Below are 26,012 nucleotides of genomic sequence, written 5' to 3' on the forward strand. Positions count from 1 at the left end.
TTCAACGCCCGTGACACGTTTGTGGTCCGGTTACCTGCCTGTGGCGACGGTCTGCTTCAGGACGGCGCACTGCTTCATCGTCGTCGCGTAATACGGGTTCGCGGCGGGCTTCGTCGCCTGAAGCCAATTCCCCTGCGCCATCGGACAGTGCCACACATAAAGCTCCTGAGCGAGCTCCCGTGAGACCGGCCACGACAGCGCCAGCTCGATCGCGGCGTCGCTGACGATCTTGAACAGCTCCCGCTGCTGTTCGATCGGCGCGTCGCCCAGCCTCGCCGCCGCGTCCATCACCCTCGTCGCAATCTGCTTCTGCTGCGGCGTGGTGGCATGATCGCTCAGCAGCCGCGCGGTCTCGATCAGCCTGCTCGCATCCACCGGATCTTCCGACGCCTGCACCGCCCCGAGTTTTTCGCCGATCGTCAGGTATGCTCGAATGAACTCATCCACCGCATGCTGCCAGTGCGCCGTGCCGGGCGTGCTCTGTGTCGAAGCGTGTCTGGTGGTCGGATGCTGATGCTGCGTCGTCGGCGGTTCAGCGGGCTTGGCGCCCGCCGCCAGCAACTGCTTGTCCAGGTGCTTCTGGATCGCCTCGCGCATGCGGCTTTCGGAATCGAGCAGGAACTGCCCGCTGACGACCACCTGCTCCCCGGGCGCCACGCCCGAAAGCAACTGCACGTTGCCATCGTCGCTCCAGACGCCCACCGTCACCTTCCGCGGCTCGAAATGTCCATTTTCCAGGGGTACGAACACGATCTGCCGCTGGCCAGTGTCGATCACCGCCTCGCGGGGAACCAGCAGCGCCTGGTCCTGGATCTGCGACTCGATCCACACGGTGGCGAACATCCCCGGGCGCAGGCTCAGTTCCGGGTTGGGCATCGCCATCCGCACCAGCGCCGTTCGCGTCATCGCATCCACGTGCGGATGAACGAAGATGACCTTGCCATCGAACTGCCGCCCCGGCACGCCTTCGATGCTCGCCCGCACCGGCTGGCCGGCCTTCACGAACGGCAGGTCCTGCGCGTGCACCTGCACGTCCAGCCACAGCATCGAGTGATCCACCAGCCGCAACACCTTCATCCCCGTTTCCACCGCCGAGCCCTGAACAATCATCTTTTCGACCAGGTGGCCGTCGATCGGGCTGATGAACCGCACGGTTCGTGGCGCGGTCGGCATCCTCGACAGCCGCTCGATCTGATCGGCGTCGATCCCCCACTGCTCCAGCTTGCGCTTTGCGGCGTCCAGCAGCGTCTGCGCGCTTTTAAGCGTGGCGGGGTCCGCAGATTCGCCCAGACTCTCCACACCCCGCCGCGCGATGATCAACTCCTCCACCGCCACCTGCACCTGTGGACTGTACAGGTCAAACAGAGCATCGCGCTTGCGAAGAAACTGCCCTTCGGTGTCGGCATAAAGCCGCTCGATCCAACCTGAGACTCGCAGGTTCACGTCCTGGATGTTCGGCTGCGCCTCTTGCAGCGTCCCCACCGCACGCACCACACGTTTGACCGGGCCGATCGTCGCCTCCGCCACGCGAACACCCATGTTCTGCACGACCACCGGATCGATCTTGACCACCGCCCCGGCCAGCACCTCGTCTTCGTACACCGGCACCAAGTCCATGCCCATGGGGCTTTTGCCCGGCTTGTCGGAGATGTAGGGCGGGTTCATCATCGGGTCCCACCAGTACTTGATTTTGCGTTCGGCGGGCGCGGTGGTGCTGCTGGTCGTCTCGTCCATCTTCAGCGGCTCCAGCGCCATGCCGCAGATGGGGCAGTTGCCGGGCTTGTTCTGGATCACCTGCGGATGCATGCCGCAGGTCCAGAGCTGCTTTTTCTGCTGTGTTGTCGCCGCGGCGTGCCCGCCGCGATGCAATCCGAGCGCGTGGCGAATTCGCTCATTCCAGTACGCTCCCGCGGCGATCCCGATCCCGAACGCGATCACCAGCATCACGATTCCCGCCACACTGACTTTGCCGCCGCAGAGCCTCGGTTGCATGCGCGTCTGGCTCATGCGCTTGCCGCCACCGCCACCACTGCACCGGCGGGACGCACGCGCCACGAGCGCCAGCATCCGGCGATCCCTTTCTGGAAGTTCATTCATGATCTTTTGCCTTTTCCGCTGGCGCGGATGGGTTCGCGGATGTGTTCGTCGTCGGTTGTGTTGCCGGCCGCGTCGCTGACTCCCGCCCCAGCGTCTCCACATCCACACCCGCCAGCGCCTCCAGTTCCGCCAGTTGCTTCTCCCGCTGCACCCGCGCCTCGGCCACCAGCAGTTGCACCTCCAGCAGCGTCCGCTGGCTGTCGATCAGGTCCAGCAGGTCGGCCTGACCGGCGGCGTAGGCCTGTCGCACGCTCGCCAGCACCGCCCGAGACGCCGGCAGGATGCGCGAATCGAACAATTGGGCCTGTCGCTCGGCATTGCGCAACACGTAAAGCGCGGCGACGAATTGAGCGGCGCGGTCGTGCCGCGCCTGCCGCGCCACCGCCTGCGTCGATTGCAACATCGCCCGCGCTTCCTGAACTTTGGCGCGGATCATCGGGATGGTCGTCGGCACCATCACCATCGCCCCGACAAACTGCGAGACGCTGCCGGTGAATCCCGCCGCAGGCGCCACATCCGGCAAATACGCCAGCCGCGCAAGCTCCAGCGCATCCTTTCGCCCCTGCACCTGCCGCGCAAGGCTCGCAAGCTCCGGATTGCGGTCGATTCCCGTGGCGATCAGCGTCGCATCATCCGCCGCCAGTTCCCGCGGCTCAGGAAGCGTCGGCACGCTCAGCGGCGACTGCGGATCGCGCGCCAGCATGGCGTTGAGACTGGCCTGTATCGAGCGCGCCTCGGATCGCGCATTGGCCAGCTCGTTCTCCGCCAGCTCGCGCTCGATTCTCACTTTCAGCAGGTCCTGCTGGGCGCGTCCGGCGCGAACGGCGTTCTGCGTCGCGTCCTCCAGAACCCGCAGCAGCGCCACGTTGTCGCGCTGAATCCGCACCCGCTGCTCCGCCAGCGCAAGGTCCAGGTACATGCTCAGCACCTGCTTCTGAAGATCGAACTTCTTGGCGCGGAACTGCTCTGCCGCCGCCTGTGCCTCGGCCAGCGAAACCCGCCCCGCCCTGGCAACCTTGTTCGGCAACGACAGCGTCATCGACGGGTCGAACCCGCCCGAGATCGTGGTTCGATCCCACGCCTTCATGTTCTCGTCGCTGAACATGTACTCAAAGCCAATCTGGAGGTTGCTGTTCGGCCAGGTTGCGTTCATGTCGATGCGATGCACCGCCGCCTCCCACTCGAAGTAGGCGGCCTCCAGATCACCGTTGGCGAGAAATGCCCGGCGCAGGACGTCGCGCCAGGTGGGACTATCCGAAAGCTCGGGCAGATTGCGCTTTTCGACGGGCTGCTGATAGGCCTGCCCCGCCTCTTTCAGCCGCTTTTTCTCGGCACTGGTTCCGCGCGGCGACAGCACACAGCCGCTCAGTAACCCCACTGACACGGCCGCCACCGCGACCATCACCAAAGCCCGAAGCCACCGACCCGACAGCCAGTTCATGCACTGCTCCACCCCTCAAAACGGCATCAACCGCTCCTGAAGTTCAATCCGAATTCATCCTTCATGCTTCTGCCTTCTGCATTTATCATCCCTTTCCTGTGTCCGATATCCGCATTTCCAGCTTCAATGAGCTGATCGATCAGCTTTACGCCGAATCGTGGAAGCCGTCGCTGGGACGATTCCGCTCCAATTTCGCCTATCGTGGCATGACCAGCACCGCCGACGACCTGACCACGACCCTGCGTCGCCTGGGCGGGCCTTACGTCAACCACGAGGGGCATCTGCTTCGCAACTTCCGCAAGTACGCTCACAGCGACACCGTGCCCGGTGACTCGACCTGGAACTGGCTGGCGCTGGCGCAGCACCATGGACTGCCGACCCGACTGCTCGACTGGACCTTCAGCCCCTTCGTCGCGCTTCACTTCGCCACCGCGATCATCGAGCATTACGACAAGGACGCCGCCGTCTGGTGCGTCGATTACGTCAAGACCCACCAGCTTCTGCCCAAACCCCTGCGGCAGATGCTCGACGACGAACAGGCCGACGTGTTCACCACCGAAATGCTTGGCCGGATTGCCCCCACCCTCGACGCATTCGACGCACTGGGCGGCGAACATGGCGGCGGGCCGTTCGTCGTCTTCCTCGATCCGCCCTCGCTCGACCAGCGCATCGTCAACCAGTTCGCCCTGCTCTCATTCATGTCCGCCGCCGACGCCGACATGAACCACTGGCTCATCCGGCACCCTGACCTGTGGCGTCGCATCATCATTCCCGCCTCGCTCAAGTGGGAAATCCGCGACAAGCTCGATCAGGCGAATATCACCGAGCGCGTCCTGTTCCCCGGTCTGGATGGGCTGAGCCGCTGGCTGAAGCGCTATTACAGTCCCCGGAACGACAGACCGCGGACGAACGCGAAGGAGCCTGAATGAACTGACGGCCGCCGCGTTCACCCGTGTACGTCTGTGTTCATCTGCGTCCGCATCCATAAAATCGACGCATGCAATCGCACCGTGAACTGATCGTCGAACCGATCGGGCTGGATGTGGAGACCTTGCCCAGGCCGCTGAACTGGAGGGACATCTTCGGCAACCAGAACCCCGTCGAGATGGAGATCGGCATCGGCAAGGGCACGTTTCTGCTCGATCAGGCCAAATCGCGCCCGGACACCAATTTCTTCGGCATCGAGTACGCCCGCTGGTACTGGCGATACGCCAGCGACCGCCTTCGCCGCCACGGCTGTCACAACGCCCGGACGGTCCGTGCCGAGGCCGCCTACTTCCTCAGCGAGTTCGTTCCCGACGACAGCGTGTCGGTGCTGCACATCTACTTTCCCGACCCCTGGCCCAAGAAGCGACACCACAAGCGACGGCTCATTCAGCCGCCCTTCATGCAGCAGGTCGTGCGGGTACTGGTGCCGGGCGGCCGGCTACAGGTCGTCACCGACCATCAGCAGTACTTCGAACAGATCGAGCAGGTGGTGGGATCCACATCCGGCATGAAGATCATCGACTACAACCGCCCCGGCAGCGCCGCCGACGGCGAGTTCGTCGGCACCAACTTCGAACGCAAATACAGGCGCGAAGGCCGGCCCTTCTACGCCCTGGCGGCGATAAAGCAACGCGACTGACGGTCTGCCCTGATTTCGCGCAGCGCCGTGTCGCGGCTGAAAGGAACATGCGCGACTGGGCCTGCCCGGCAGGTTTGAGATTGGCTCTTTCTCCGTGTCACGCCCGCCCCGCCGGTGCGACGATCGCCCGCACGGGCGGGACGCCCGTGCCACAGCAGCGCCGGTTCCACAGATCGCCTGCGATGGCTGAGGCACTTCGCAGTCGCGGCGGCATCATTTCATTTGGCGCGCGTGTACACGTTCGTCATGCACTTGTACTCCTTGCCGTCCGGACCGGGGACATACATGTCAAACGTGTGCCTGTCGTTGCTGACGATCGTGAGCACCGATCGCATCGTCTGTTCTTTGCCTGAAACCGGATCAGGCATCGTCGAGGTGAACGTGATCACCTTCCCCGTCGCGTCGGCCGTCCCCTCCTGCACAAGAATCATCGTCCCCATCGAGTCCATCCACGTGCTGACGTATTTCTTCTTCAGATTGTCGTACCCGGTGTAGCCGATGCCCTCGAACGGCTGGCCCATCATCTCCCCGCGGAAGCGGCCTTCCAAAAACCGCCCGCCCAGCACCATCTCGTTCTTCTCTGTTCCTTTGGAAACCTGTGCCGGCGCGCCGGGCGCGGGAATGAACGACAATTCCACATCGAACGTCCCGGCCATCGGCTTCAGACCCTCGTGTTCCTTGCCCGGAACGGCCAGTTTCATCCACGCCTCCATCTGCGCCGCCTGCTCGGGCGACATCTGCTGCTGCTCGGCGGCGGGCTGTGGCTTGTTCTCCTGCGAGATCACCCACTGCACCCCCAGCGCCAGCACGCCCAGGCTCAACAGCGCAACGGCATAGCGATTGATGTGTCCGCTCATGTGCAAAACTCCTTGGCTTGAACGAAGTAGGATGTCCACCCCGGACCGCGCCGGCAGCAGACTCTAACCACGTCCAACTCATCAAAGCAAAGGTTTATTGCCTCCGATGAGGCATTTTGGTTTGCGCGCCGTTGAACAAGCTGAGCCAGGTCGGATTCTCGCAGGCCAAGTCCCCCGTCATGGCCACACTAAAGGACACGCAGCCGTGACCTCACTTGCGCGTGGAGGTTTGGGTGGTGCGGGGTGGCCGCTGATCGTCATCGTCGTCGTTGTAATTGCACGTGAACGTCCCGCCGAACATCAGCCCGGCCAACAGGATCGTCAGCACCAGCCGAGTGAACCACCAGCCGCTTCTTGTATCGCTCATGCCGGGATCTCCAGCACCTGGACGACCTGCCCCGCCGACACCGCTGGCGAGTGCTCCGGCCGCACGATCAGCGCATTGGCCTGCGCCAGTGTATAGATGTCCGCCGACCCTTTCCATTTCAACGGCCGCACGCGTCCGCCGCTCAGGACCGCCGGCTGGTAAAACTCCCGCACCCCGTTAGGCTCCAGCGCCGACTCCAGCACCGCCGCTGTAAAGACTTCGGACACTTCCGCACCGCTCATCCGCGCAATCAACCGTGAACACAACCGCACCGCGCACACGAAGCTGCTGACTGGATTGCCCGGAAGACCAAAAACATAGCCGAAACCCGCAGCTCCGCCGCCCGCGGCAGGCAGTGAAGACTCCTGCGCGCCGGTTGGCCGACCTCTGCTCAAGCCGAACACGAACGGTTTGCCCGGCTTGATCCGCACCTTCGTGATCTTCAGTTGCACACCCAGCTCCGCCAGCACCTTCGGCACATGGTCGTACTGCCCCATGCTCATCCCGCCGGTGATGAACACGACGTCGAACTGGCTGATCGCCCGGGCGATCGCGTCGCGGATCAGCGTGCGATCGTCGCGCACGATTCCCAAATCGCTCACATCGCACCCCAGCCGTCGCAGCAGCGCCGCCAGCATGATGTTGTTGGAGTTGCGGATCTGCGCCTCGCCGGGCGCGGCGTCGATGCCGACAAGCTCATCGCCAGTGGACAGCACCGCGGCGCGCGGGCGGGCGAAGACGTGTACTTCGGCGGCGCCGACGCTGGCGGCCACCGCAAGCTGCGCCGCCTCCAGGCGCATGCCGCGGCGCAGCACCACCGCCCCCGCCGGGCAGTCGCCGCCTCGCGGCGTGATCGCCCGCGACGGATGCTCCGCCCGCAGAATCCGAACGACGGTATCGGAGATGCGCCGGGTATCTTCGACCGGAACAACCCCATCCGCGCCCGCGGGCACCGGCGCGCCGGTCATGATCGCGCATGCTTCCGCGGGGCCGATGGCCGCGCGGGCGGTTTGCCCGGCAGCGATCTGACCAACAACACGTAGATCCACCGGGCTGTGCGCCAAGTCCGCGCAGCGAACCGCAAAGCCGTCCAGAAGACTCTTGTCAAACGGCGGATAGTCGCGGTCGGCGGAAATGTCCTGCGCCAGATACAGGCCGTGCGCCTCTTCGAGCCGGACCCGCACGACGCGCGGCGTCACAGGCACCGCGTCGATGACCGCGATCGCGTCGGCAATGCTGATCAACTGCGATTCGCGCATGCGCCCGATCCATCACCACACATCCACGTTGCCTGCCGGCTCCGGCGCCACTCACGCCAACTCCCGCACCGCCCGCGCGATCCCTTCCGAATCCACCCCCTGATACCCCATCTGCTCCCACAATCCGCCGCTGCCTTCACGGTGCGTGCCGATGTGATTGTAGCGCCCCTTGAAGCCGGCCTTCAGCAACGCCGTGCCGAATCGCGATCCCAGGCCGGTCTTGATGTTGAATCCCTCGGCCACCAGCACGAACGGCGCGTCCTTCAGCATCGCCATCATCTGCGGATCGATCACGTTCAGCGTCGGCTTGTTGATCAACCCGACTTTCACGCCCGATTCCTGCAAACGGATCACCGCGTCCAGCGCCCGGTACAGCGTTTCCCCGAACGACACGACGTATCCCCCGCCCGCCGGCGCCGCGCGGATGATCTCGTCTTTGCCGGGCGTAAACTGATATCCCTGGCCATAAAACAGCTTGCCGTCCTCGGTGAGGATGTCCGGCACGGCGGCGCGGGTGGAGAACACGAATCGAAGCCCCGGATCGTTGAAGATCCGCCGGATGCAAGCGGCGAACTGATGCTGGTCAGCCGGGAAGTACAGCCGTGTCGTGTCGCGCCCCTCATCGGGCAGGCCGTTGTCGGCGAACAGGTTGTTCAGCCCGAAGTGGCAGGTGTTGTCGGCCATGTCATCCACGCCAGCGTGGCTGAAATGCGCCAGCACGTTGCTGTGGTTCAGCCTCGCCATCGTGATCTCGCTGATCACCATCTCCAGAAACGCGCTGAACGTGCCGTAGATCCCCTGCCGGCCCGGATTCATGCCGAACCCCGCCGCGGCCGAGAAGTTGCCCCGTTCCATGATCCCGGCCGACACATACACCTCCGGATACTTCTTGCGGATGTGATGCAGCCCGCAGGAGCCTTCCAGGTCGTTGTCGAACACCCGCACGCTGGCCAGCCGCTGCTGCGGCGTCATGCCATCGAGGATGCTGTTGATGATTTTGCCGAACTCGTCGCGGTTTTTGCCGGCGCCGCTCGAGCCCCGATGCACCAGCGGATTCTTCTGAGGTTTGACGTTCTTCAGATATTCCGCCGCCTTGTGATGCCCACGCTTCTCCAGATAGGGGATCGCCAGAGAAGCCTTGATCGACTCATGTGCGTGGTTGTGCCCTTCCAGGCCGTCGATGCCCGGCGCCATTTTCCGCCTGACCACCACCGCCTGCGGACCCTGCGTGACAAACGCCCTGGCCAGGGCGGCGTACAGCGCGTCGATGTCCTCACCCTGTACCGTCTGCACGCTCATTCCATGCCCCGCCAGGGTTTTGGCCACGTCAAACCCGGGCAGGTATTTGCTGGGATAGCCGGCGATGGTCACGTCGTTGTCGTCGATGATCAGCTTGATGTTGATGTTTTTGGCCACCGCCAGCCGCGCCGCTTCCGCGTCGTCGCCTTCCATTTGCGAGCCGTCGGACCCCAGCACGAACACCGCCTTGTCCGGATTGGCCATGGCCACGCCATTGGCGTAAGCCCACAGGTGCCCCAGCCGCCCGGAACTGAACTTCACCCCCGGCGTAAAGCCGCGTTCCGGATGTCCGGGCAGGTGCTGGTTGTACTCGCGATAGTGCAGCAGCTTTTCCGCGGGCATCTCCCCCTCGAGCACGCTGAGCAGGTACTGCGTGGCCACGCGGTGTCCGGCCTCGTCGAAAAAGATGGGCAGGATCGGCGCTCCGCCGGCTATAAACCCGCGAATGATCTGGACTTCCGGCGTGGTGTCGTAGGCCCCGCCCGTGTGCCCGCCCAGCCCTTTGGCATCCGCCACCGCCGTGAAGAAAACGATCGCGTCCCGACACAGCCCGATGTTGTGCAGCAACGCCTGTTTTTGTTCGGCAGACAACGTCGGGCGGGAAGGATCCAGTTTCAACGCCTTCAGCAAGGTCAAGTCAATCGGAAACGTCTCTGTGCTGGTCATAGGATGGGGCAATATCCCCGTTCTGCCCCGCCCATGCAAGCATGCCCAGAGCCTACTGCCTGACCTGTTCCCAAAGCTCCTGCTCGATGGTGGTGAAGTTCGCGAAGGTCGTATCCAGCTTCTCCACCAGCTTCTGCACGGTGGCCTCGTCCACGTCCGGATCCTGAAGCGCATCCCGCAGCGCCAGGGCCGCGTCGTTGAGCTGTCCGGCGCCGTCGGCGAACTGACGCGCCGCATCGTACAGGTTCAGATTCGCCAGCTCCCCCTGTTTGGGCTTGTACAACAGCCGCCAGGGGCTTCGACGGATCTCGGCGCTGGCGTGTTTGAGATTGTCGCCGGTGGTCTTCAGCGACGCGATCATCGCCTCGATCTTCCCGCGATTGTTCAGCAGGATCGATCGCACCGAGGCGCTGGCGTCGCGCGTGTTGGCCGCCACCTTCTTCACGTCCTCCAACGCCACGTTGGTCTGTTCCACCGCCTCGGTGATCTTCGTCAGCAGCGTGTCGGCCTTGTCCATCATCCCCGGCAGCTTCTGCTTCACGGTGCCGGTGGCGTCGCGCAGGTTGGCGACGGTGGCGCGGAAATCGCCCTTGGTCTGGCCGAACAGCTCCGAGATGTTCTGTAGCGCCGCCCGCCCTGTGTCCATGAAGGCATAGTAGCGATCGATGATCGGGTCGATCTTGCCGCGCAGGTGCTGGACGAATTCGGTGGCCGAGGCGGCGGTTTCGCGGTAGGTGGCGACGGTCTGCACGGTGCGGTCGATGCCGCTGTTGATCTTCGGCAGCGTCACCGAGCGCACCTCCTGTGCGATCGCCGACAGTTCCGGCGCCGCCGCCAGCAATTGCGCCAGCGCGCTGGGCCGCCCCGCCAGCACCTCGCCCGCCGCCAGCGGCTCGGCGCTGCCCAGACTGGAGATGTTCAGCACGCTCACCCCCGTCACCGTCGATTGGATCGACACCACCGCGTCCCTGCGAAGCACAAACCGCCGCGGCACGCTGAAATGCACGGCGACGGCCGGCTCGCCGGCCCCATCCACCGGCGGCACCAGCTCCACCCCACGCACAATCCCCACCTTCGCTCCGCCGATGCGAACCTCATCGCCCGGCGAAAGCCCCCCGATATCATCCTTCAAGTCAAACCGAACCGTCACCCGCTGCACCGGCTCCAGGAACCGCCCCACCCCCTTGATCGCCACGATGATCCCGATCGCCAGAACGATGCTGGCGACGATGAACAGCCCGGCTTTGAGAGAGTTTCGGTCGTCTTGCATAGTGGTCAGTGATCAAGTGGTCACAGGCCAGTGGCGGTTCTTGCCAAGCAGCGACCACTGGCCACCGATCGCGTCCTCAAATGTTTTCCGCCAGCAGATCGCTTTCATATCCGCCGCTGCGGCGGCGGTCGGTCAGCGGCCCTTCGGTCAACCCGTAGACAAACTGCCTGACCAGCGGATCCGTGCTGTTTTTCAGCTCCTCGGGGGTCCCGCTGACGATGAACTTGCCGCGATCCAGCAGCACCATGCGGTCGGCGATGCGGAACGCGCTGTCCATCTCATGCGTCACCACCACGCTGGTCACGCCCAGCAGCTTGTTGAGCTTGATGATGAGCTGATCGATCTCGGCGCTGGTCACCGGATCCAGCCCGGCGCTGGGCTCATCATAAAACAGTATCTTCGGGTCCAGGGCCAGCGCCCGCGCCAGGCCCGCTCGCTTCTTCATCCCGCCGGATAGCTGCGCCGGCATCTTCTCGGCGTGCTCGCGCAGCCCCACCAGCTCCAGCTTGATCTTCACCATGATCTGGATCGTCTCTTCCGGCAGGTCGGTGTGTTCCCGCAGCGGCAGGGCGACGTTATCGGCCACCGTCATCGAGTTGAACAACGCCCCGCTCTGGAACAGCACGCCGATCGACTTGCGGTATTCGTCCAGCTCGCGCGGGGTCATGCGTCCCAGGCTCTTGCCCAGCGCGATCACATCCCCGCTGTCCGGACGCACATTGCCGATCATCAACCGCAGCAGCGTCGATTTGCCCGATCCCGAACCGCCCAGGATCACCAGCGTCTCGCCCTCGAAAACGTCCAGCCGGATCGCGTCCAGCACGACCCGCCCGGCGTAGATCTTGGTTACATCCAGAACCTGTATGGCCACGGGAGGCATGGGATCGGAACCGCGGATGAGTGCAGATGCACGCTGATCGATCAGAGTTCTCGAACGATTCTCCTGATCTGACTTCTGCTGCGACCGAAGTTGATCAACAGAGAGATGGATTGCCGGTTGCCTTGCATTGGGCAAGTGACGACGCCCAACGCGTTGGCGACATGATACGCGCAACCGATGATCGCCTCGGTAACTCGATTCAATCTGCGTTCATCTGCGTTCATCTGCGGTTGCATCACAACTCCAGATAGAAGAACACCGCCGTGAACATCAAGTCTACGGTGATCAGGGCGACGATGGTGAGCACGACGGTTCGGGTCGTGGCCACGCCCACGCCCTGGGCGCCGCCGCTCACACGCAGCCCCAGATAACACGCCAGCGAGCTGATGATCGTGCCGAACACGCCGGCCTTGATCAGGCCGGTGACAAAGTCCTTGACCTGGGCGATTTCGAAGGTGTGCTGGAGATACTGCCGCACGCTGATTCCGAGAAACGCGCGGGAGGTGATCAGCCCGCCCAGCACGCCCATCAGGTCCGCGACCACCGCCAGGCAGACCATCATCACCGTTGTGGCCAGCACGCGCGGCACGACCAGAAAGCGGATCGGGCTGATCGCCGACGCCTGCATCGCCTCGATTTCTTCCGAAACCACCATGGTTCCGATCTCGGCGGCGATGGAGGCGCCGGCGAAGCCGGTGAGCACGATCGCCGCCACCAGCGGACCCAGCTCGCGGAACATGGCGATGGAGATGATGTCCGCCACCTGCGCCGTGGCGCCGTAGTCCTTGAGGATCGGGGCCATCTGTAGCGCCAGGATCGCGCCGATACAGAACACGACCAGGCTGACGATGGGAATGCTGTTGACGCCGACGCGGACCATCTGAGCCCAGAGGTTGGCCCAGCCCAGTCGTCGCCCGCGTTTTTCCAGCAGCGCATCGGGGATCGCCGCCGCCGTGTCGCGCAACAAATACCCGTGTCCGCCGATGAATTCCAGCCAGCGGATCGTCGCCCCGCCGAGCACACTGATAGGACGCGTAACCAGACGCATGGTGCTGCGAGGTCAGTGGCCAGCGGTCAGTCCGAGCCGATACTGGCCACTGACCGGCGGCCACCGACCACTATCTCCTCATTGCTTCCTGCTCATCATTGGCCAATATGAAAATCGTATCGAGCCGGGCGATTTCCAGCAGCCCCTTGACGCGCGGCTGAAGGTTGGTCAGGCACATTTTCCCACCGGCGCGGCGGAGCTTCTGAAGCACCTCCACCAGCACCGCGATCGCGCTGGAATCCATGTACGGAACCTGCTGTAAGTTCAGGATGATTTTCCTGGGCTGCTGCCGCAACAGGATCTCCAGCAGCGCCGAACGCAGCTCCGGGCTGTTGTGCAGATCGATCTCGCCGCGCACCGTCGCCACGACCACATCCCCCTCGACGCGCGCCGCGGGGATCAGTTCGCTGTTGGTCCGCAACTCACCCGTCGCCATCGTCACTCCCGCATCTGAACTTGAAGCGCCAACACCGCCAGGATGCACCAGGATCAGGACAAGCCAGGCAGCTCAGGCTCATTTGCGGCCTGTGGTCGCTGCGTGTTGGCCTCGCTGGCGCTTGCCCGGGCCGACCTTGTCATCTCCAGCAGCATTCCGCCGTCGGGTTGCGGCGTGAAACGAACGCTGTCCATCATCCGCCGCAGACACACCAGTCCCAGCCCACCCGGCTTGAGCGGATCGCGCTGCCGGCTGGCCGCGGCAGGCTCGATCGGAATCACCCCGCTGCCCCAGTCGCGGATGCGGATCCTCACCTGAGCATCCACGACCTCGACGCTCAGCTCGATGGGACGGTCGGTTGCGCCGGCGTAGGCGTGGCGGATCACGTTCGCCAGCGCCTCGTTCACGCACAATCCCACTTCATCGCAGACGCACTTGTGGATCCCGCCCCGCGCGCACAACGACTCCACCGCCTGTCGCACTGAAGCAAGGTTAGCCGGGTCCGACAGTATCCGCAACCAAAGCTTGTGCGGTGTTTCAGTCACGTGGTACGCCCCTGAGTGCCTGCCGCGACGATCAGCGATGCGAAGCTTCACGCCGGCCGGCCTCCCACCCGGCCAGCCACGCCTTCCATCGCTGCACCGCCGCGGCGCGATTCTGTTCGTCCGCGTAATACTGATATCCGAAGGTCTGACCAGTGAGGCGCTCCAGACCCTGGATCGCGTAAAACCGCACCGCCGGATCATCGCTTTCCAGGTCTTTGATGAGCTGGCGAACGACGGAGGTGTCGTTGGTCTGCACCGATGCCTTGATCGCCGGAATCTTCGCCGCGGGATCCGGATTGGTCACGACGCGCTGGGCGCGGGGGATCCCGCCGCAACCCGCCAGCACCGCCACCAACAGCAGCGCGGCAAGTGCGTCACGGGCGTCTCGCCCGTGCGCGGGCCGCTGGCACGGACGGGACGCCCATGACATGGGACTAGCGCTCAGTGAATTCCCGGACAGGCTCAGGCGAGGATGCCCGTCCCATCGGCACAGCGCGCGCGTCAACTCATGCCTCACGCCCTGTAGTATCGTCACAACCCTCAAGGAATCCAGATGACGTGCAATGCGCCGCCGAGTCGGCACGCATTATCGAACCCATTGCTGTTGACTTGCGAACGCCGGAATGACCAGTCAGGCAGGAAACACCCTGCGCAACTTCCTGCCGAACCCCGTCGATCAGTTCAGCCTCCATCGCTGGCGCAGCTCGGTGAAGTTCCTGATGTCAGCGCCCTTGAAGAACAGGTGCATGAACACGCTGGCCTCGTACGGGCTGCTGTACGTCGGGCCAAAGTTGTAGGCACAGAGTTCGTAGTCACGCCTGGTCAACTCCATGAATTCGGCGTGCCCGTCGTTGAACACGACGTTCAACCCGTATGGCTGCGCATGAGGCCACTTCGTCAATGTCCCGCGGACGCCCAGGATGTCGGCTGCCAATGAGCGCAGTCCCTTGGGATAACCCATCCGCCACTTTTTGTAGTCCTCCACGACCGCATCACTGATTTCCGGGCGATGTGCCTGTCCCGTAATTCGGTACATATAGCCAATGATCTTTTGGCCAGAAAGCTCCCATCCCGTCGGATACTGATAGATCGGATGCGAAAGCGACGGGCAGTAGAATCCCTTCGGATCCTTGATGTAGCCACGGGCGAACAGATTGCCCAGCAGAATCCATCCGTAGTACATCCGCGGGCCGCGGGTGGCCACCTGCTGTGGGGTCGGATCCAGCCAAACTCGATCATTGGCCGCCATCTGAATCCCTTCCGCACTCGGTGGATAGGCGCCCTTGTTGGCATTGGCGTACATCACGATGGCCTGCGCGAGCTGACGCATGTTGCTCAGGCAGGCGGTTCGGCTGGCGGCGCTGCGGGCCTTGTTCAGCGTCGGCAGCAGAACCCCGATCAGCACCGCGATGATGCCAATGACCACAAGCAACTCGACGAGCGTAAAAGCGCGACGCACGCCAGACATGGCTCGACTCCTCTCGATCCCCCAGGCAACCGAAGCAACCAGAGATGCCCCCGACAAGGAAGGCATTATCGCTAAAGAAGGAAAAGAATCAAGAAAATAGCGCGGGGTGATTCCGTAACTTCTACCGGCGATCGGCTCGTCGCCGCAGCAGTTCCCGCTCGGAGGCAATCGACGGATCGCCCCGATGCATCGCTTCGGCAATGTCCAGCACCCGATCGGCATCCTCAAACCTTCCCAACTCGATCAATCCCCGCGCCAGAGAGGTTTGAGCCGCCACACTTCGCGGCCAAAGCACCGCCGCGGCCAGGGCGTACGTCGCCCGCGGCCAGCGAGCCTGAAACGATCTGACGATCCACCCCGCCGCCAGTGCCACCCCCAGCATCGGCAGATCCATGTAGTGGTCGGTGACCGTCGCGTAGATCTGCATCATGAAGCTGGTCAGCCCCAGCGTTGGCAGCAAGCCGGCGAGGAAGATGCCGCCGGCCGCTCCGCCTCCAGCAACCGTCGAAGCAGATCGAACACCCGCAGCGTGCACCCGATGTGAAGCACGATGCTGCCGGCGTGGAACAGCCAGAGCGCGCCGGCCACGTCGTATCCCAGCCACCCGGCCAGCGCCGCCAGCCCCAGCCAATAGCTGTACTTCACCGGCACGAACAATCCGCCTTCCGGATGGGTCCAGTGATAGCCAAGGCTTTGAAGCGTCGGGGGCTTCAGTCGCGGGTTAAAGGCGATGGTCTGGTAGTCATCCCACGCGATGAACTGATGTGTGAGGATCGGGGCGAACGTGAACGCGGGGATCAGGCTCAGCAGCGACACAACCACGACAGTCCTGGCCAGCGCCGGTTCATGAGATCGGAGCTGATCGGATCAGGCGTCATGGCGGGGCGAGATCAGCGCCGCCATGCGACCGGTGACGCCGCGGTCGCGACGGTGGGAGAAGAATTGCTCGGCATCGTCGTACGTGCACAGGTCGGTGCTGTCGATGCAATCGTTGCTCAGCCCGGCCTCGAGCAACTGAATCCGTATCGCGGCGCGCAGGTCCAGATGCCCCTTTCCGGCTGTGCCGTTGCGATCCACAGGCGCCCGCTCGCCGAAGATCGCCTGAAATTGTTCGAGCACTTCCGGCCCGACCTCGAAGGCGCGGCGGCCGATGCACGGACCGATGGCGGCGAAGATCGTGCGCTGCGTCTGCGCGGCGGGGCTGCACATGCGGCGAAGCTCGCGGACGGCGTTGGGCACCACCCCCGCCAGAACGCCACGCCACCCGGCATGCACGGCGGCGACAACGCGCCCGTCATCGCTGGCCAGCAGCAGCGGCGCGCAATCCGCCACTCGCACCGCGACAATCCGATTGGGATCGTCGCAGACCAGGGCATCCGCCCGTGCCCCGCTGGTGAACTCCTGCCCCCGACGCACGAACACGATGTCCGCCCCGTGAACCTGATGCACCCAGCATCGCGGTTGGGCGGGCTGGAAGCCGATGGCCGCCTGGAGCCGGCGGTAGTTCTCGTGGATTCGCTGCCACTCATCCTGCACCGCGCTGCCGCTGGGGTTGCCCAGATTCAGCGATCCGAAAGGCCCGGTGCTGGCCCCGCCGATGCGCGTACTGAACCCATGTGGCACGCCCACGGCTGCAAGCAAAGGGGAAACGTAGTAAACCACGCCTGTACTGCTGATACGACGCTCAAGCACAGATGGTTAAGGTAGACATGCCGCGGGCAATTGTAAATCGCCGCCGCCGCGACGGTCGAGCTGGTCCGCCGCCTCGCTTGGATGTTCGCCGGCTTCAGCGTGAGCCATTGATCTTTGAGAACGCTTCAGCAAGCCCCGGGATGTGCTCGGCGCCGGCGGAAAGTTGCAGAGAGGATCCGTCCAGATCGAGTCCGATCGGCTCCTGCCGCCCGCCCAGGTGTCTGGCGAGAAACGCCTCGGTAATCGCCAGAAAGCTCATGCGGTTTTGCGGTCTGTCCAGGGCATGACGCTCGTCGGGATACAGCGCACAGGTGACGGGAACCTGACGCGCCTGGAGGTTGCCCAGGAGCTGCTGGATGTCGGCGGGTTTGACGCGCTGGTCTTTGCCGCCCTGGGCGATCAACAGTGGCCGGCGAATCGCCGACGCCCGCTCCAGCGGCGAGCGACTTTCCAAAAAAAGTTTTCCGGCGGGCGTGGCCGGATCGCCGACGCGGCGGGCCCACAGCGCCCTGGCCGGCTGCCAGTACGGCGGAATCGACTCCAGCAGCGACCGCAGACTCGGCGGGCCGAACAGATCCACCCCGCAGGCGAAGACCTCGGGGGTGAAGCTGAGCCCCACCAGCGCCGCATACCCGCCGTAGCCGCCGCCCATGATCGCGATCCGATGCGGGTCTGCCACCCGGGCATGAATCATCGCCTGTACAGCGTCGATCAGATCCTCGTGCATCCGGCCACCCCACTGGCGGTCGCCGGCGTTGGCCAACGCCTTGCCCAGCCCCGTCGAGCCGCGGTAGTTGACGCTCAGCACCGCATACCCGCGATTGGCCAGCCACTGATGCAGCGGATTCAAGCCCCACCTGTCGCGACTCCACGGGCCGTCGTGCACCAGCAGAACCATCGGCAGCGGGCGATCGGGCAGGCCATCATCATCCCCGTCGCTTTGGATCGGCACGGTGAGATAGCAGACCAGCTCCAGCCCGTCGCGTGCACGGATCATGCGCGGGCGCATCTTCGCCAGCCGTCGCCCATCCAACGCGGGGCGCGAGCTGAACAGCAATTGTGTCGTCCGCGCCGAGCGATCATACAGGTAATACCGCGTGGCCGCGTCGTCCCGCACGTAGGCCACGAGCCACAGTCGATCGTCCAGCGAACGGCTGGGAACCGTCACATGCCCCGGCGCCACGTCCTGCAGATACGCCAGGTCCGCCTCGATCGCCGGATCCACCACTTTCCAAAACGGCCGCTGGTACTCGAACTCGACGGCCTGGACGTGCTTGCTGGCCGGATGAACCAGCAGCGCCGCTGGATCGCAGCGGGAATCTTCGGCCAGCACCCGCTCCTGCCCGTTCGTCAGATCGATGGCCTTCAGCACAGCGGTATCTGTTCCGCGACTGTCGATGAAGTACAGCGTGGTGCCTGATGAATCGAAATGCTCGGGGCTGCTGGAAAGCAGATCTTCCGGGGGGATGCTGGCGAATCTCCGCGGCGCCGGGGCGTTGCCCGCGGGATCATTCCCCGCCTTGTGCGGCCCGAGCTGGAAGATCACTTGCTGCCCGTCGTTGGCCAAACAGATCGCCAGACGCGGCTGCATCTGCTCATCCACGACAAAGTCGTCCACCAGGGCCTGTTCGATGGCGCCGGGGTTGAGCAGCACCGGCAGTTGCTGTCCGGTTCGCAGGTTGATTCGCCACAGGTCATAAAACGAGGCCAGCCGATCGTTCATCGCCACCAGCACGTGTTCCGGGTCTGCGGGACTGAGATGCTTGATTCGCGCGTTCAGCGCGCGGTTGGGGGTGAGGTTGGTGTCCTTGCCGCCGAGCAGGTCCACCACATGAACATTGAAGTTGCCCTGCCCGGTCTCGTCCTGCACGTAGACGATGTGTTCGTTGGTATAGGCCCAGCGATAGTTGTGGATGCCCCGGGTGCGGTCGGCGGTGATCGGGCGCGCGGCGCTGAGCGCATCGACCGGGGCGATCCAGATGTTCAGCACCCCCTCGTGCCGGGCAAGGTAACTGATGTATCGCCCATCGGGGCTGAGCCGCACCAGCGATCGATCCGGATCAGCAAACAGAACCTGACGGGGAATCAACTCGTGCTGAGCGGCGGCGGGCACAACCACCAGCACGACGATCAGCGTAATCTTGAGCACCTGAAGCCTGCTCAGAGCCGGCGGCATACTCCACACGATAGCTGGGCGCGGCAAAAAAGCCCACGGCAGGGCGCGTCCGTGGGCCAGGGTGAGAAGATTCGGCCAGCTTTGTGGCGGCGATTCGGATCAACGTCGCCGTCGCCTGCATCGCATCAACAGCACGGATGAACTCATTGCCAGCGCCGCCATCGCGCCGGGCTCGGGCAGGGTGGCGCGCACCGCCCCGCCGGGAAAGCCGCCCGTCCCGCTGCTGTGCAGGTTGAGATAGTACATGGTCGGATTGGCCAGAACCTGGTCGATCTTGGCGCTGAGGTTGGCGTCGTTGGCAACGGTGACCTGCCCGATCTGCGTGCCGTTGGGTACAACCGTGGAGCTGAGCGGCAGGCCGATCAGCACGCCGACGTTCTGGGTGGGCGTGGCCGGACCGTGAATGTGGAACCCCGAAATCGCCGTTCCGCTGATGTTGCTGTAGGTGAAGTTGTAATCAACGGTGTCAGCCACGGGGTTCAGTGCCAGGGTTCCGGTTGCGACGCCGTCCGGGTCTCCGGCCCCGAGATTGCCTGCTCCGTCCGGTTCGTTGGCGCCCAGCAACGTGAGGTTGAAGGTCACCGTCTGCGCCGACGCTGCTGCAACCCAACCCAGCAGCCAGACCACCGCGACGCCCGCCAGCAGCCGAGAAGTGCATTTTCGCATCGATTGGACCCTCCAGCATTCCACGCCCCCTGAATTCCCGACCAGAAGACACTGCGACACAACCCGGTATCGCGTCAAAAGCCGCAAACCCGCGGCTCTGCCAGGATATTCCCGCTCAAGCAGAAAAAGTTTTCGCCGCGGATTTTGTCGGGATGACCAAAGGATCACTGTGGCCGCGACCGCAGCTCGCGAATCACCGCATCCAGCACGTCCAAGTCCACCGGCTTGGTCAGGTGCTGGTCAAAACCGGCTTCCAGGCTTCGGCGAACATCGTCCTCCATGCCAAAGCCACTGAGGGCGATGCTCTTAATCGGCTGTTTGAGCTTGAGTTGTTGCACAATGTCCAGCCCGCTGCCGTCGGGCAGGCCCAGATCGCACACCAGCAGGTCGAAGGGTTTGGGAGGCGTGGCAGTCCGTGCCGCCTCCGCCGCCGACAGTGCCTCGGCCACCGACGATGCCGTGGTCACGTGATATCCCAGCGAGCGCAGCAGCCGGGCCAGAACCTGCGCCGTGTCGGCGTGATCATCCACCAGAAGCACGTTCAGCTCGCCAGTGGCTCCCTCGCTTGCGGCCGGCACCTGGCTTGCCCCCTGCGGCGATCTGGGTTCCGCCGCGCCGGTTCGCGACGGCGACGCCGAAGCTTGCGGGATGGTCTGTGTCTGCTGTTCGTGCAGCGGCAATTCCACAGTGAATGTGGCGCCACGGTTGGGTCCCTGGCTTTGACCCCACAATCTGCCACCGTGCAGTTGTGCTAACGTTCGCGCGATCGTCAGCCCCAGCCCGATCCCGCCAAACCGGCGCGGGGCTGCCGCCTGGCCCTGCTCGAATGCCCCGAAGAGCCTGGGCAACTCCCGCGGCTCAATGCCGATGCCCGTGTCGATGACCTGGACACGAATCCATTCGCCACGCTGCTGATCGCGCAGGTTGCTGCTGCGCAGCGTAATGGAACCACCGGGCGGGGTAAACTTCACCGCGTTGCTCAACAGATTCCAGAAAACCTGCTGGAGCCGCGCCGCGTCCGCCCACACCTGATGCCGCCGGGCCGACAGCTCGTAGCGAAGGTGCAGTCGCCCGGCATCGATCTCAGGCCGGCATGTTGAAACGGCGGCACGCAGCAACTCGTGCACGTCGCTCAGCTCGAACCTGAGTTCGAGTTTGCCCCGGGCAATCCGCGTCAGGTCCAGCAGGTCGTCGATGAGCCTGGCCTGTAACTGCACGTTGCGGTGCAGCATTGCCAGATCCGGACCCAGGTCCGCCGGCAGATCGCAACGCTGCTGAAGCAGGTTGATCGTCGCCAGCACCGGAGTCAGCGGCGTGCGCAGCTCGTGGCTGAGCACAGCCAGAAACTGATCCTTGGCGGCACTGGCTTCTTCGGCGGCCTGCTTGGCGCGACGCAACTCCTCGTCGGCTCGCTGGCGGTCCAGCGCGATGCCGGCCAGATGACCGGCGATCTCGATCAGCCGCAGTTGCTCGTTATCGGGTTCGGCGACCTGTCGGGAGTAGATCGCGAACGTGCCCAGCACCTGACCGCTGCGCGAGCGGATGGGTTCCGACCAGCACGATCGCAGCCCATATGCCAGCGCCAGCTCCCGCCATGCAGCCCACTTCGGATCGGTGGTGATGTCCGGGCTGATCACGCGCTGTCCCAGGTAGGCTGCAGTTCCGCAGGATCCGACATTCGGGCCGATTTGCACTCCGCGGATCGCCTGGTTGTACGCCTCGGGCAGGCTTGCCGCTGCCGCCGGGTACAGCCGCTGTCCGGTTTCGTCCAGCAGCAGGATCGAGCAGACGATGCCTTCGGATTGGGTTTCGATCAGTGTGGTGATGGCGTGCAGGATGTCGGCCAACGGCTCGCCGGTGGCGATCATTTCCAGGATGCGTTTTTGCCCATGCAGCAGCCGGGCGGCGCGATCTCGCTGGGCCGCAGTGGGTGAAACAAGTTCAGGATGCATTTGCGTTCAAAGACGTGGCGTAGTGTTCAAATGACAGGCCCTTGCTCGAGCTTGCCGATAATACGGTGCGTCAATCCCCTTGGGTCGCGCCGGTTTTTCCAATTTGGTTTTGTATCTTACCTTCGCGGGCGGCTGAGGAACAGTTTTAGCAGCGTTAAACAAAGTTAGGGTTTTGTTCGATATTTTTCTTGCTTTCCGCAATCCGCAGGGCTATGTAATGGGGGCTGAACAGGGAAGGCAGGCCCGCGCGTCCGCGTTTTGTTCGGCCAACGTATGGAACCCCTCGGCACCAGGCTCCGTCGGCAACGTCGCCGGCTCGGTTTCACCCTCGACGAGCTCGCCGCTCGCACTGGCATCTCCAAGCCCTATTTGTCCCTGATCGAGACCGGGCGGGTCTCCAATCCCCCAAGCGATGAAAAACTCCGCAAGCTTGAACAGGCCCTGGGGTTTGCTCCCGGTGAGCTGGTCAGCCAGGCGCACCTCCAGCGCACTCCCGTGGATGTGCGCGTCGTGCTTCAGAAACTGATGCAGGACAGGATGCAAGCCACCAGAGCGCTCAGGCACGACAGCGCCAAGGCCACTGCCGACAGCCCCGTCGCCGCCGTGTCGGCGTGCCTGCGTGGGGCCAGGCCTTCAGGTGCTCTGCTCGCTTCGGTACCGGCGGAAAACAATCTGGACGAGGCGTACCTGTCGGGCGTGCTTCAGGAACTGGTCGATCGCTCCGCGGGCAACGTCGAGACCCTCGCCACCAACCCCATCCCCGTGATCAACCGCGTCTCCGCAGGATATCCCACCGATTTTACCGACCTGTCCTATCCCAAAGGCGTGGCCGATGAGTTCGTGAGCTGTCCGGACCTGAACGACAGGGACGCTTTTGCCGCCCGCGTGCATGGCGATTCGATGCGCCCCAAGTACAACGAGGGGGACATCGTGATCTTCTCCCCCGCCGCCACTCCGCGCAGCGGCGACGACTGCTTCGTCCGCTTCGACGACGGACACACCACCTTCAAGCGAGTCTTTTTCGAGCAGGAGGCGGGCGTGGAGGTGATCCGCCTTCAACCCAGAAACGAAAAATATCGCCCGCAGACCGTCCCGGCCGAACAGATCAGCGGCTTGTACAAAGCCGTGTATCGCTATCAGCGGATCGACGGCGATTGAGCGATCCGGCCCTTCGCCACCGCCTGTGGTCGGCGCAACGCTGGCTGGGGGGATTTGACCGACCGCCACGCGTCCACTAACTTGCCGTGCTTCAACGCCCGGCCAATTCAGCACTGCTCGCCGGGGCAAGACCGCGCCTGCTTCAACTGAGCGACCGGCGCCTAGAATTGAGTTTCTCACAGGAGACGTCTTGGGCGTGTACGATCACGACGACCAGCACGAGCAGCAGTACGAGAAGAAGGAAAAATGCGGGCTGTTTGGCATCTGGGGCACGCCACACGCCGCCCAGATCTGCTATCAGGGGATCTTTGCGCAACAGCATCGCGGGCAGGAGTCGGCCGGAATCGCCGTCTCCAACGGCACAGAGCTTCGCGGACACGCGGGCATGGGGCTGGTCAGCCAGGTCTTTAATTCACGAATCCTCACCGAGGAACTCAAGGGACATGCCGCCATCGGGCATGTGCGATACTCCACCACCGGCTCCAGCAAGCTGTGCAATGCCCAGCCGTTGTTGCGTCAATATCTCATGGGACCCGTGGCCGTGGCGCATAACGGAAACCTGATCAACGCGGCGCTGCTCCGCCAGGACTACGAACGTCACGGGCACATCTTCCAGACCACCACCGATACGGAAATCATCGTGCATCTGCTGGCCAAGCCCACGCACGTGGAGAAGCCCGATCCGCTGCCGCACGTGCTCAAGCACTTGCAGGGGGCGTACAGCCTGCTGTTTTTGTTTCCGGATCGGATCGAGGCCTGCCGCGATCCATGGGGGATCCGTCCGCTGTCCCTGGGACGAATGCGCGACGGGTGCTGGTGCGTGGCGAGCGAAACCTGCGCCTTCGACGCCATCGACGCGACGTTCGTGCGCGACATCGAGCCGGGCGAGATTGTGCGACTGGACGACCACGGGATGAGCAGCCGGCGGTTCGATACCCCTGCGCCCGAGGGAGCACGATGCGTCTTCGAGCACGTCTACTTTGCCAATCCCGCCAGCGTGCTGTTCGGGCAGAACGTGCATCTGGTGCGCGAGCAGTTGGGGCGACAACTGGCGCGGGAATCGATGGTGCCGGCCGACTGCGTCATGCCCATGCCCGACTCCGGACGCAGCGCGGCGCTCGGCTTTGCCAAGGAATCCGGCCTGCCGTTCGAGGAAGGAATCGTCCCCAACCGCTTCGTCGGGCGAACCTTCATTCTGCCCGACCAGGCGCAGCGCGACCGCGCCGTGAGAATGAAGCTGAACATCATCGCCGATCTGGTCAAGGACCGGCGGATCATCGTCGTGGATGATTCGGTGGTTCGCGGCACCACCACGCGCTCGCGGATGCGGGCTCTGCGACACGCCGGCGCCAGGGAAATCCACCTGCGCGTCGCCTGCCCGCCCATCCGCCATCCCTGTTTTTACGGCATCGATTTTGCCACCAGCAGCGAGCTGATCGCCCACAATCGCAGCATCGAGCAGATCCGCGACTTCGTCGAGGTGGACAGCCTGGCCTACCTGTCACTGGAAGGCATGCTCGCCTGCACCAAGCTGCCTCCCAAGGACTGCTGCACCGCCTGCTGGACCGGCCAGTACAAGATCCCCATCGACCGCCCGACGACCAAGTTCTCCTTCGAGAGGGATCAGCTCAAGATGTTTTGAGCCAGCCGCCTTGCCCCAAGAGCCTTATTTCATCAACTGCTCAATCTGCTCGGCCTCGATGGGAATGTCTGCCATCAGGTCTTCGTTGCCGGTCTCGGTGATCAGGATGTCGTTTTCCAGGCGAATGCCGAAGCCTTCCTCCCTGATGTAGATGCCTGGTTCGCAGGTCAGCACGTAGCCGGGCTTGAACGGCTCGGAAGCAATCGCCACATCATGCACATCCAGCCCCAGGCTGTGGGCCACGCCGTGCATGAAATACTTTCGCACCAGCGGGTGTTGGGGATCCTGCCGTTTGAGTTGGCGCATCGTGATCAGCCCCAGATCCACCAGCTCCTTTTCGGTGATCTGTTCGGTGAACTTGCGCAGGTCGCGCGCAAGCACGCCGGGCTTCATCTGGGCCACCGTGGCGCGGAAGATGCGCAGCACGGCGTTGTAAACCTGCTTCTGGCGTCTGGTGAATCGCCCGCTCACCGGCACGGTGCGCGTCAGGTCTGATGCGTAGTACGCGTGCGCCGCCCCAACATCCATCAGCACCAGCTCTCCGCTGCGGCAGACCTGGTCGTTGGCGGTGTAGTGCAGCACGCAATTGTTCTTCCCGGCGGCGATGATCGGAGGATAGGCGAATCGCGCGTGGCTGCGGATGAACTCGTGGGCGAATTCGGCGTGGATGTCGGCTTCGTTGATCCCCGGCCTGATCCTTTTCAGCGCCCGCAGCAACCCGCCACGCGTGATCCGGCACGCCTTGCGGATCAGCTCGATCTCCGCGGGACTCTTGACCGATCGCAGCTCGTGCATGATCCGCGCCAGCCGGCGGTAATCGTGCAGCGGGTAGCGTTTCCTGCATTCGGCGATGAATCGCGCGTCGCGGCTCTCCACCACGACCTGCGCCCGCGGATGCTCGTTGCTGTTCAGGTACACGTGCTGAGATTCCACCATCAGCACATGAAAGATCTCCCAGAACTCGCTCAGCCAGCGAACATTTGTCACGCCGGAGATCTCGCTGGCCTGCTGCTTGGACAGTTTCTGCCCTTCCCACGTGGCCAGATGCTCGCTGGGCTGACGGATGAACAGGATTTCACGGTTGCCGGGGTCGTACGCATCCGGCGCCAGCACCAGCATCGTCTCCTCCTGGTCGATGCCGGTGAGATAGAACAGGTCGGCGTTCTGATGGAATCCGAGCGTGCCATCGGCATTGGTCGGCATCACGTCGTTGGAATTGACCACGACCAGCGAATCGGGCAGCAGACGCTGTTTCAGTCGCTCGCGGTTGCCGATGAACAGTTGAGGGTCAATGGTGATGGAGCTCATGTCCTGTTGCCGTAGCGGTACTTGGCGCTGCAGGATGCGCGGCGGCGTCCGACGCCGAATCGTTCAACTCGCCCAAACCTCAATGGCGCCGTGGTAATGTGAGCAGATTATACCTTGCGCGTCCTGGCCCGCATTCCGGGCTGAGTAATGGTCCCAGC

Annotated in this window: 24 protein-coding genes; 4 read left to right on the forward strand and 20 right to left on the reverse strand. The window is 63.8% G+C overall.

Annotated features, from left to right (window positions below; translation table 11 throughout):
* Positions 1–30 precede the first annotated feature (30 nt).
* A complete protein-coding gene (locus ACQS5P_RS08760; RefSeq protein ID WP_428940517.1) occupies positions 31–2,097 on the reverse strand; it encodes an efflux RND transporter periplasmic adaptor subunit in 2,067 nt (688 codons plus the stop codon).
* Positions 2,090–3,538 (reverse strand): TolC family protein, encoded by a 1,449-nt coding sequence (locus ACQS5P_RS08765; RefSeq protein ID WP_428940518.1) that lies wholly within the window; start codon positions 3,536–3,538, stop codon positions 2,090–2,092. The genes ACQS5P_RS08760 and ACQS5P_RS08765 overlap by 8 nt, the downstream gene beginning before the upstream one ends.
* Before the next feature lie 98 nt (positions 3,539–3,636).
* Here ACQS5P_RS08765 and ACQS5P_RS08770 point away from each other — a divergent pair, with 98 nt between their 5' ends.
* Positions 3,637–4,467, forward strand: coding sequence for an FRG domain-containing protein (locus ACQS5P_RS08770; RefSeq protein WP_428940519.1), 831 nt, complete (start codon positions 3,637–3,639; stop codon positions 4,465–4,467).
* Between the two features lie 68 nt (positions 4,468–4,535).
* Entirely contained in the window at positions 4,536–5,165 is a 630-nt protein-coding gene (gene trmB / locus ACQS5P_RS08775; protein ID WP_428940520.1) for a tRNA (guanosine(46)-N7)-methyltransferase TrmB, read from the forward strand.
* A 218-nt stretch (positions 5,166–5,383) separates the two neighbouring features.
* Here the strand turns inward: trmB and ACQS5P_RS08780 are convergent, their stop codons facing one another.
* From ACQS5P_RS08780 to ACQS5P_RS08860, 17 genes are all read right to left on the reverse strand, one after another.
* Positions 5,384–6,022 (reverse strand): DUF1579 domain-containing protein, encoded by a 639-nt coding sequence (locus ACQS5P_RS08780; RefSeq protein WP_428940521.1) that lies wholly within the window; start codon positions 6,020–6,022, stop codon positions 5,384–5,386.
* A 211-nt stretch (positions 6,023–6,233) separates the two neighbouring features.
* On the reverse strand, positions 6,234–6,389 hold the full coding sequence (locus ACQS5P_RS08785; protein ID WP_428940522.1) for a hypothetical protein: 156 nt from the start codon (positions 6,387–6,389) through the stop codon (positions 6,234–6,236).
* On the reverse strand, positions 6,386–7,648 hold the full coding sequence (locus ACQS5P_RS08790) for a molybdopterin molybdotransferase MoeA (RefSeq protein ID WP_428940523.1): 1,263 nt from the start codon (positions 7,646–7,648) through the stop codon (positions 6,386–6,388). Before ACQS5P_RS08790 ends, ACQS5P_RS08785 begins: the two co-directional genes overlap by 4 nt.
* A gap of 51 nt (positions 7,649–7,699) precedes the next feature.
* Positions 7,700–9,613 carry a transketolase C-terminal domain-containing protein gene (locus ACQS5P_RS08795; RefSeq protein ID WP_428940524.1) on the reverse strand — a complete coding sequence of 638 codons (1,914 nt, stop codon included), beginning with the start codon at positions 9,611–9,613 and terminating at the stop codon, positions 7,700–7,702.
* A 52-nt stretch (positions 9,614–9,665) separates the two neighbouring features.
* Positions 9,666–10,883, reverse strand: coding sequence for an MlaD family protein (locus ACQS5P_RS08800; RefSeq protein WP_428940525.1), 1,218 nt, complete (start codon positions 10,881–10,883; stop codon positions 9,666–9,668).
* A gap of 76 nt (positions 10,884–10,959) precedes the next feature.
* Positions 10,960–11,763 (reverse strand): ABC transporter ATP-binding protein, encoded by an 804-nt coding sequence (locus ACQS5P_RS08805; protein ID WP_428940526.1) that lies wholly within the window; start codon positions 11,761–11,763, stop codon positions 10,960–10,962.
* 235 nt (positions 11,764–11,998) lie between these two features.
* A complete protein-coding gene (locus ACQS5P_RS08810) occupies positions 11,999–12,811 on the reverse strand; it encodes an MlaE family ABC transporter permease (protein WP_428940527.1) in 813 nt (270 codons plus the stop codon).
* Between the two features lie 70 nt (positions 12,812–12,881).
* On the reverse strand, positions 12,882–13,247 hold the full coding sequence (locus ACQS5P_RS08815) for an STAS domain-containing protein (RefSeq protein WP_428940528.1): 366 nt from the start codon (positions 13,245–13,247) through the stop codon (positions 12,882–12,884).
* 53 nt (positions 13,248–13,300) lie between these two features.
* Positions 13,301–13,792, reverse strand: a complete 492-nt coding sequence (locus tag ACQS5P_RS08820) for an ATP-binding protein (RefSeq protein ID WP_428940529.1) — start codon at positions 13,790–13,792, stop codon at positions 13,301–13,303.
* Positions 13,793–13,823: 31 nt separating this feature from the next.
* Positions 13,824–14,222, reverse strand: coding sequence for a hypothetical protein (locus ACQS5P_RS08825; protein ID WP_428940530.1), 399 nt, complete (start codon positions 14,220–14,222; stop codon positions 13,824–13,826).
* 246 nt (positions 14,223–14,468) lie between these two features.
* Positions 14,469–15,260 (reverse strand): type II secretion system protein, encoded by a 792-nt coding sequence (locus tag ACQS5P_RS08830; RefSeq protein ID WP_428940531.1) that lies wholly within the window; start codon positions 15,258–15,260, stop codon positions 14,469–14,471.
* Between the two features lie 121 nt (positions 15,261–15,381).
* Positions 15,382–15,720, reverse strand: coding sequence for a hypothetical protein (locus ACQS5P_RS08835; RefSeq protein ID WP_428940532.1), 339 nt, complete (start codon positions 15,718–15,720; stop codon positions 15,382–15,384).
* The gene (locus tag ACQS5P_RS08840; RefSeq protein ID WP_428940533.1) at positions 15,699–16,076 is read right to left on the reverse strand and encodes a hypothetical protein; all 378 of its coding nucleotides are present in this window, start codon (positions 16,074–16,076) and stop codon (positions 15,699–15,701) included. Before ACQS5P_RS08840 ends, ACQS5P_RS08835 begins: the two co-directional genes overlap by 22 nt.
* Positions 16,077–16,127: 51 nt before the next feature.
* Positions 16,128–16,952, reverse strand: a complete 825-nt coding sequence (gene pgeF / locus ACQS5P_RS08845; RefSeq protein WP_428940534.1) for a peptidoglycan editing factor PgeF — start codon at positions 16,950–16,952, stop codon at positions 16,128–16,130.
* Positions 16,953–17,046: 94 nt separating this feature from the next.
* Positions 17,047–19,128, reverse strand: a complete 2,082-nt coding sequence (locus ACQS5P_RS08850; protein WP_428940535.1) for a S9 family peptidase — start codon at positions 19,126–19,128, stop codon at positions 17,047–17,049.
* A gap of 99 nt (positions 19,129–19,227) precedes the next feature.
* Positions 19,228–19,794: a CHRD domain-containing protein gene (locus ACQS5P_RS08855; RefSeq protein WP_428940536.1), complete on the reverse strand. Its 567-nt coding sequence runs from the start codon at positions 19,792–19,794 to the stop codon at positions 19,228–19,230.
* A gap of 164 nt (positions 19,795–19,958) precedes the next feature.
* A complete protein-coding gene (locus tag ACQS5P_RS08860; RefSeq protein ID WP_428940537.1) occupies positions 19,959–21,746 on the reverse strand; it encodes an ATP-binding protein in 1,788 nt (595 codons plus the stop codon).
* A gap of 273 nt (positions 21,747–22,019) precedes the next feature.
* Between ACQS5P_RS08860 and ACQS5P_RS08865 the strand changes: the two genes are divergently transcribed.
* Entirely contained in the window at positions 22,020–22,904 is an 885-nt protein-coding gene (locus tag ACQS5P_RS08865; protein ID WP_428940538.1) for a helix-turn-helix domain-containing protein, read from the forward strand.
* A gap of 196 nt (positions 22,905–23,100) precedes the next feature.
* Positions 23,101–24,546, forward strand: a complete 1,446-nt coding sequence (gene purF, locus ACQS5P_RS08870) for an amidophosphoribosyltransferase (protein ID WP_428941007.1) — start codon at positions 23,101–23,103, stop codon at positions 24,544–24,546.
* A gap of 24 nt (positions 24,547–24,570) precedes the next feature.
* Here purF and ACQS5P_RS08875 read toward each other — a convergent pair whose 3' ends face one another.
* Entirely contained in the window at positions 24,571–25,854 is a 1,284-nt protein-coding gene (locus ACQS5P_RS08875; RefSeq protein WP_428940539.1) for an aminopeptidase P family protein, read from the reverse strand.
* Positions 25,855–26,012: the final 158 nt, after the last annotated feature.

The sequence above is a fragment of the Fontivita pretiosa genome (assembly GCF_050410795.1).
In the GTDB taxonomy this organism is placed as follows: domain Bacteria; phylum Planctomycetota; class Phycisphaerae; order Tepidisphaerales; family Tepidisphaeraceae; genus Fontivita; species Fontivita pretiosa.

Bases quoted from the DNA above. Each gene is read 5' to 3' on its own strand.
- ACQS5P_RS08800 (WP_428940525.1), bottom strand. From the start codon at position 10,883: ATGCAAGACGACCGAAACTCTCTCAAAGCCGGGCTGTTCATCGTCGCC.
- ACQS5P_RS08765 (WP_428940518.1), bottom strand. From the start codon at position 3,538: ATGAACTGGCTGTCGGGTCGGTGGCTTCGGGCTTTGGTGATGGTCGCG.
- ACQS5P_RS08850 (WP_428940535.1), bottom strand. From the start codon at position 19,128: ATGCCGCCGGCTCTGAGCAGGCTTCAGGTGCTCAAGATTACGCTGATC.
- ACQS5P_RS08810 (WP_428940527.1), bottom strand. From the start codon at position 12,811: ATGCGTCTGGTTACGCGTCCTATCAGTGTGCTCGGCGGGGCGACGATC.
- ACQS5P_RS08865 (WP_428940538.1), top strand. From the start codon at position 22,020: ATGGAACCCCTCGGCACCAGGCTCCGTCGGCAACGTCGCCGGCTCGGT.
- ACQS5P_RS08790 (WP_428940523.1), bottom strand. From the start codon at position 7,648: ATGCGCGAATCGCAGTTGATCAGCATTGCCGACGCGATCGCGGTCATC.
- ACQS5P_RS08760 (WP_428940517.1), bottom strand. From the start codon at position 2,097: ATGAATGAACTTCCAGAAAGGGATCGCCGGATGCTGGCGCTCGTGGCG.
- ACQS5P_RS08785 (WP_428940522.1), bottom strand. From the start codon at position 6,389: ATGAGCGATACAAGAAGCGGCTGGTGGTTCACTCGGCTGGTGCTGACG.
- ACQS5P_RS08795 (WP_428940524.1), bottom strand. From the start codon at position 9,613: ATGACCAGCACAGAGACGTTTCCGATTGACTTGACCTTGCTGAAGGCG.
- ACQS5P_RS08875 (WP_428940539.1), bottom strand. From the start codon at position 25,854: ATGAGCTCCATCACCATTGACCCTCAACTGTTCATCGGCAACCGCGAG.
- trmB (WP_428940520.1), top strand. From the start codon at position 4,536: ATGCAATCGCACCGTGAACTGATCGTCGAACCGATCGGGCTGGATGTG.
- ACQS5P_RS08855 (WP_428940536.1), bottom strand. From the start codon at position 19,794: ATGCGAAAATGCACTTCTCGGCTGCTGGCGGGCGTCGCGGTGGTCTGG.
- ACQS5P_RS08830 (WP_428940531.1), bottom strand. From the start codon at position 15,260: ATGTCTGGCGTGCGTCGCGCTTTTACGCTCGTCGAGTTGCTTGTGGTC.
- ACQS5P_RS08780 (WP_428940521.1), bottom strand. From the start codon at position 6,022: ATGAGCGGACACATCAATCGCTATGCCGTTGCGCTGTTGAGCCTGGGC.
- ACQS5P_RS08815 (WP_428940528.1), bottom strand. From the start codon at position 13,247: ATGGCGACGGGTGAGTTGCGGACCAACAGCGAACTGATCCCCGCGGCG.
- ACQS5P_RS08825 (WP_428940530.1), bottom strand. From the start codon at position 14,222: ATGTCATGGGCGTCCCGTCCGTGCCAGCGGCCCGCGCACGGGCGAGAC.
- ACQS5P_RS08805 (WP_428940526.1), bottom strand. From the start codon at position 11,763: ATGCCTCCCGTGGCCATACAGGTTCTGGATGTAACCAAGATCTACGCC.
- ACQS5P_RS08860 (WP_428940537.1), bottom strand. From the start codon at position 21,746: ATGCATCCTGAACTTGTTTCACCCACTGCGGCCCAGCGAGATCGCGCC.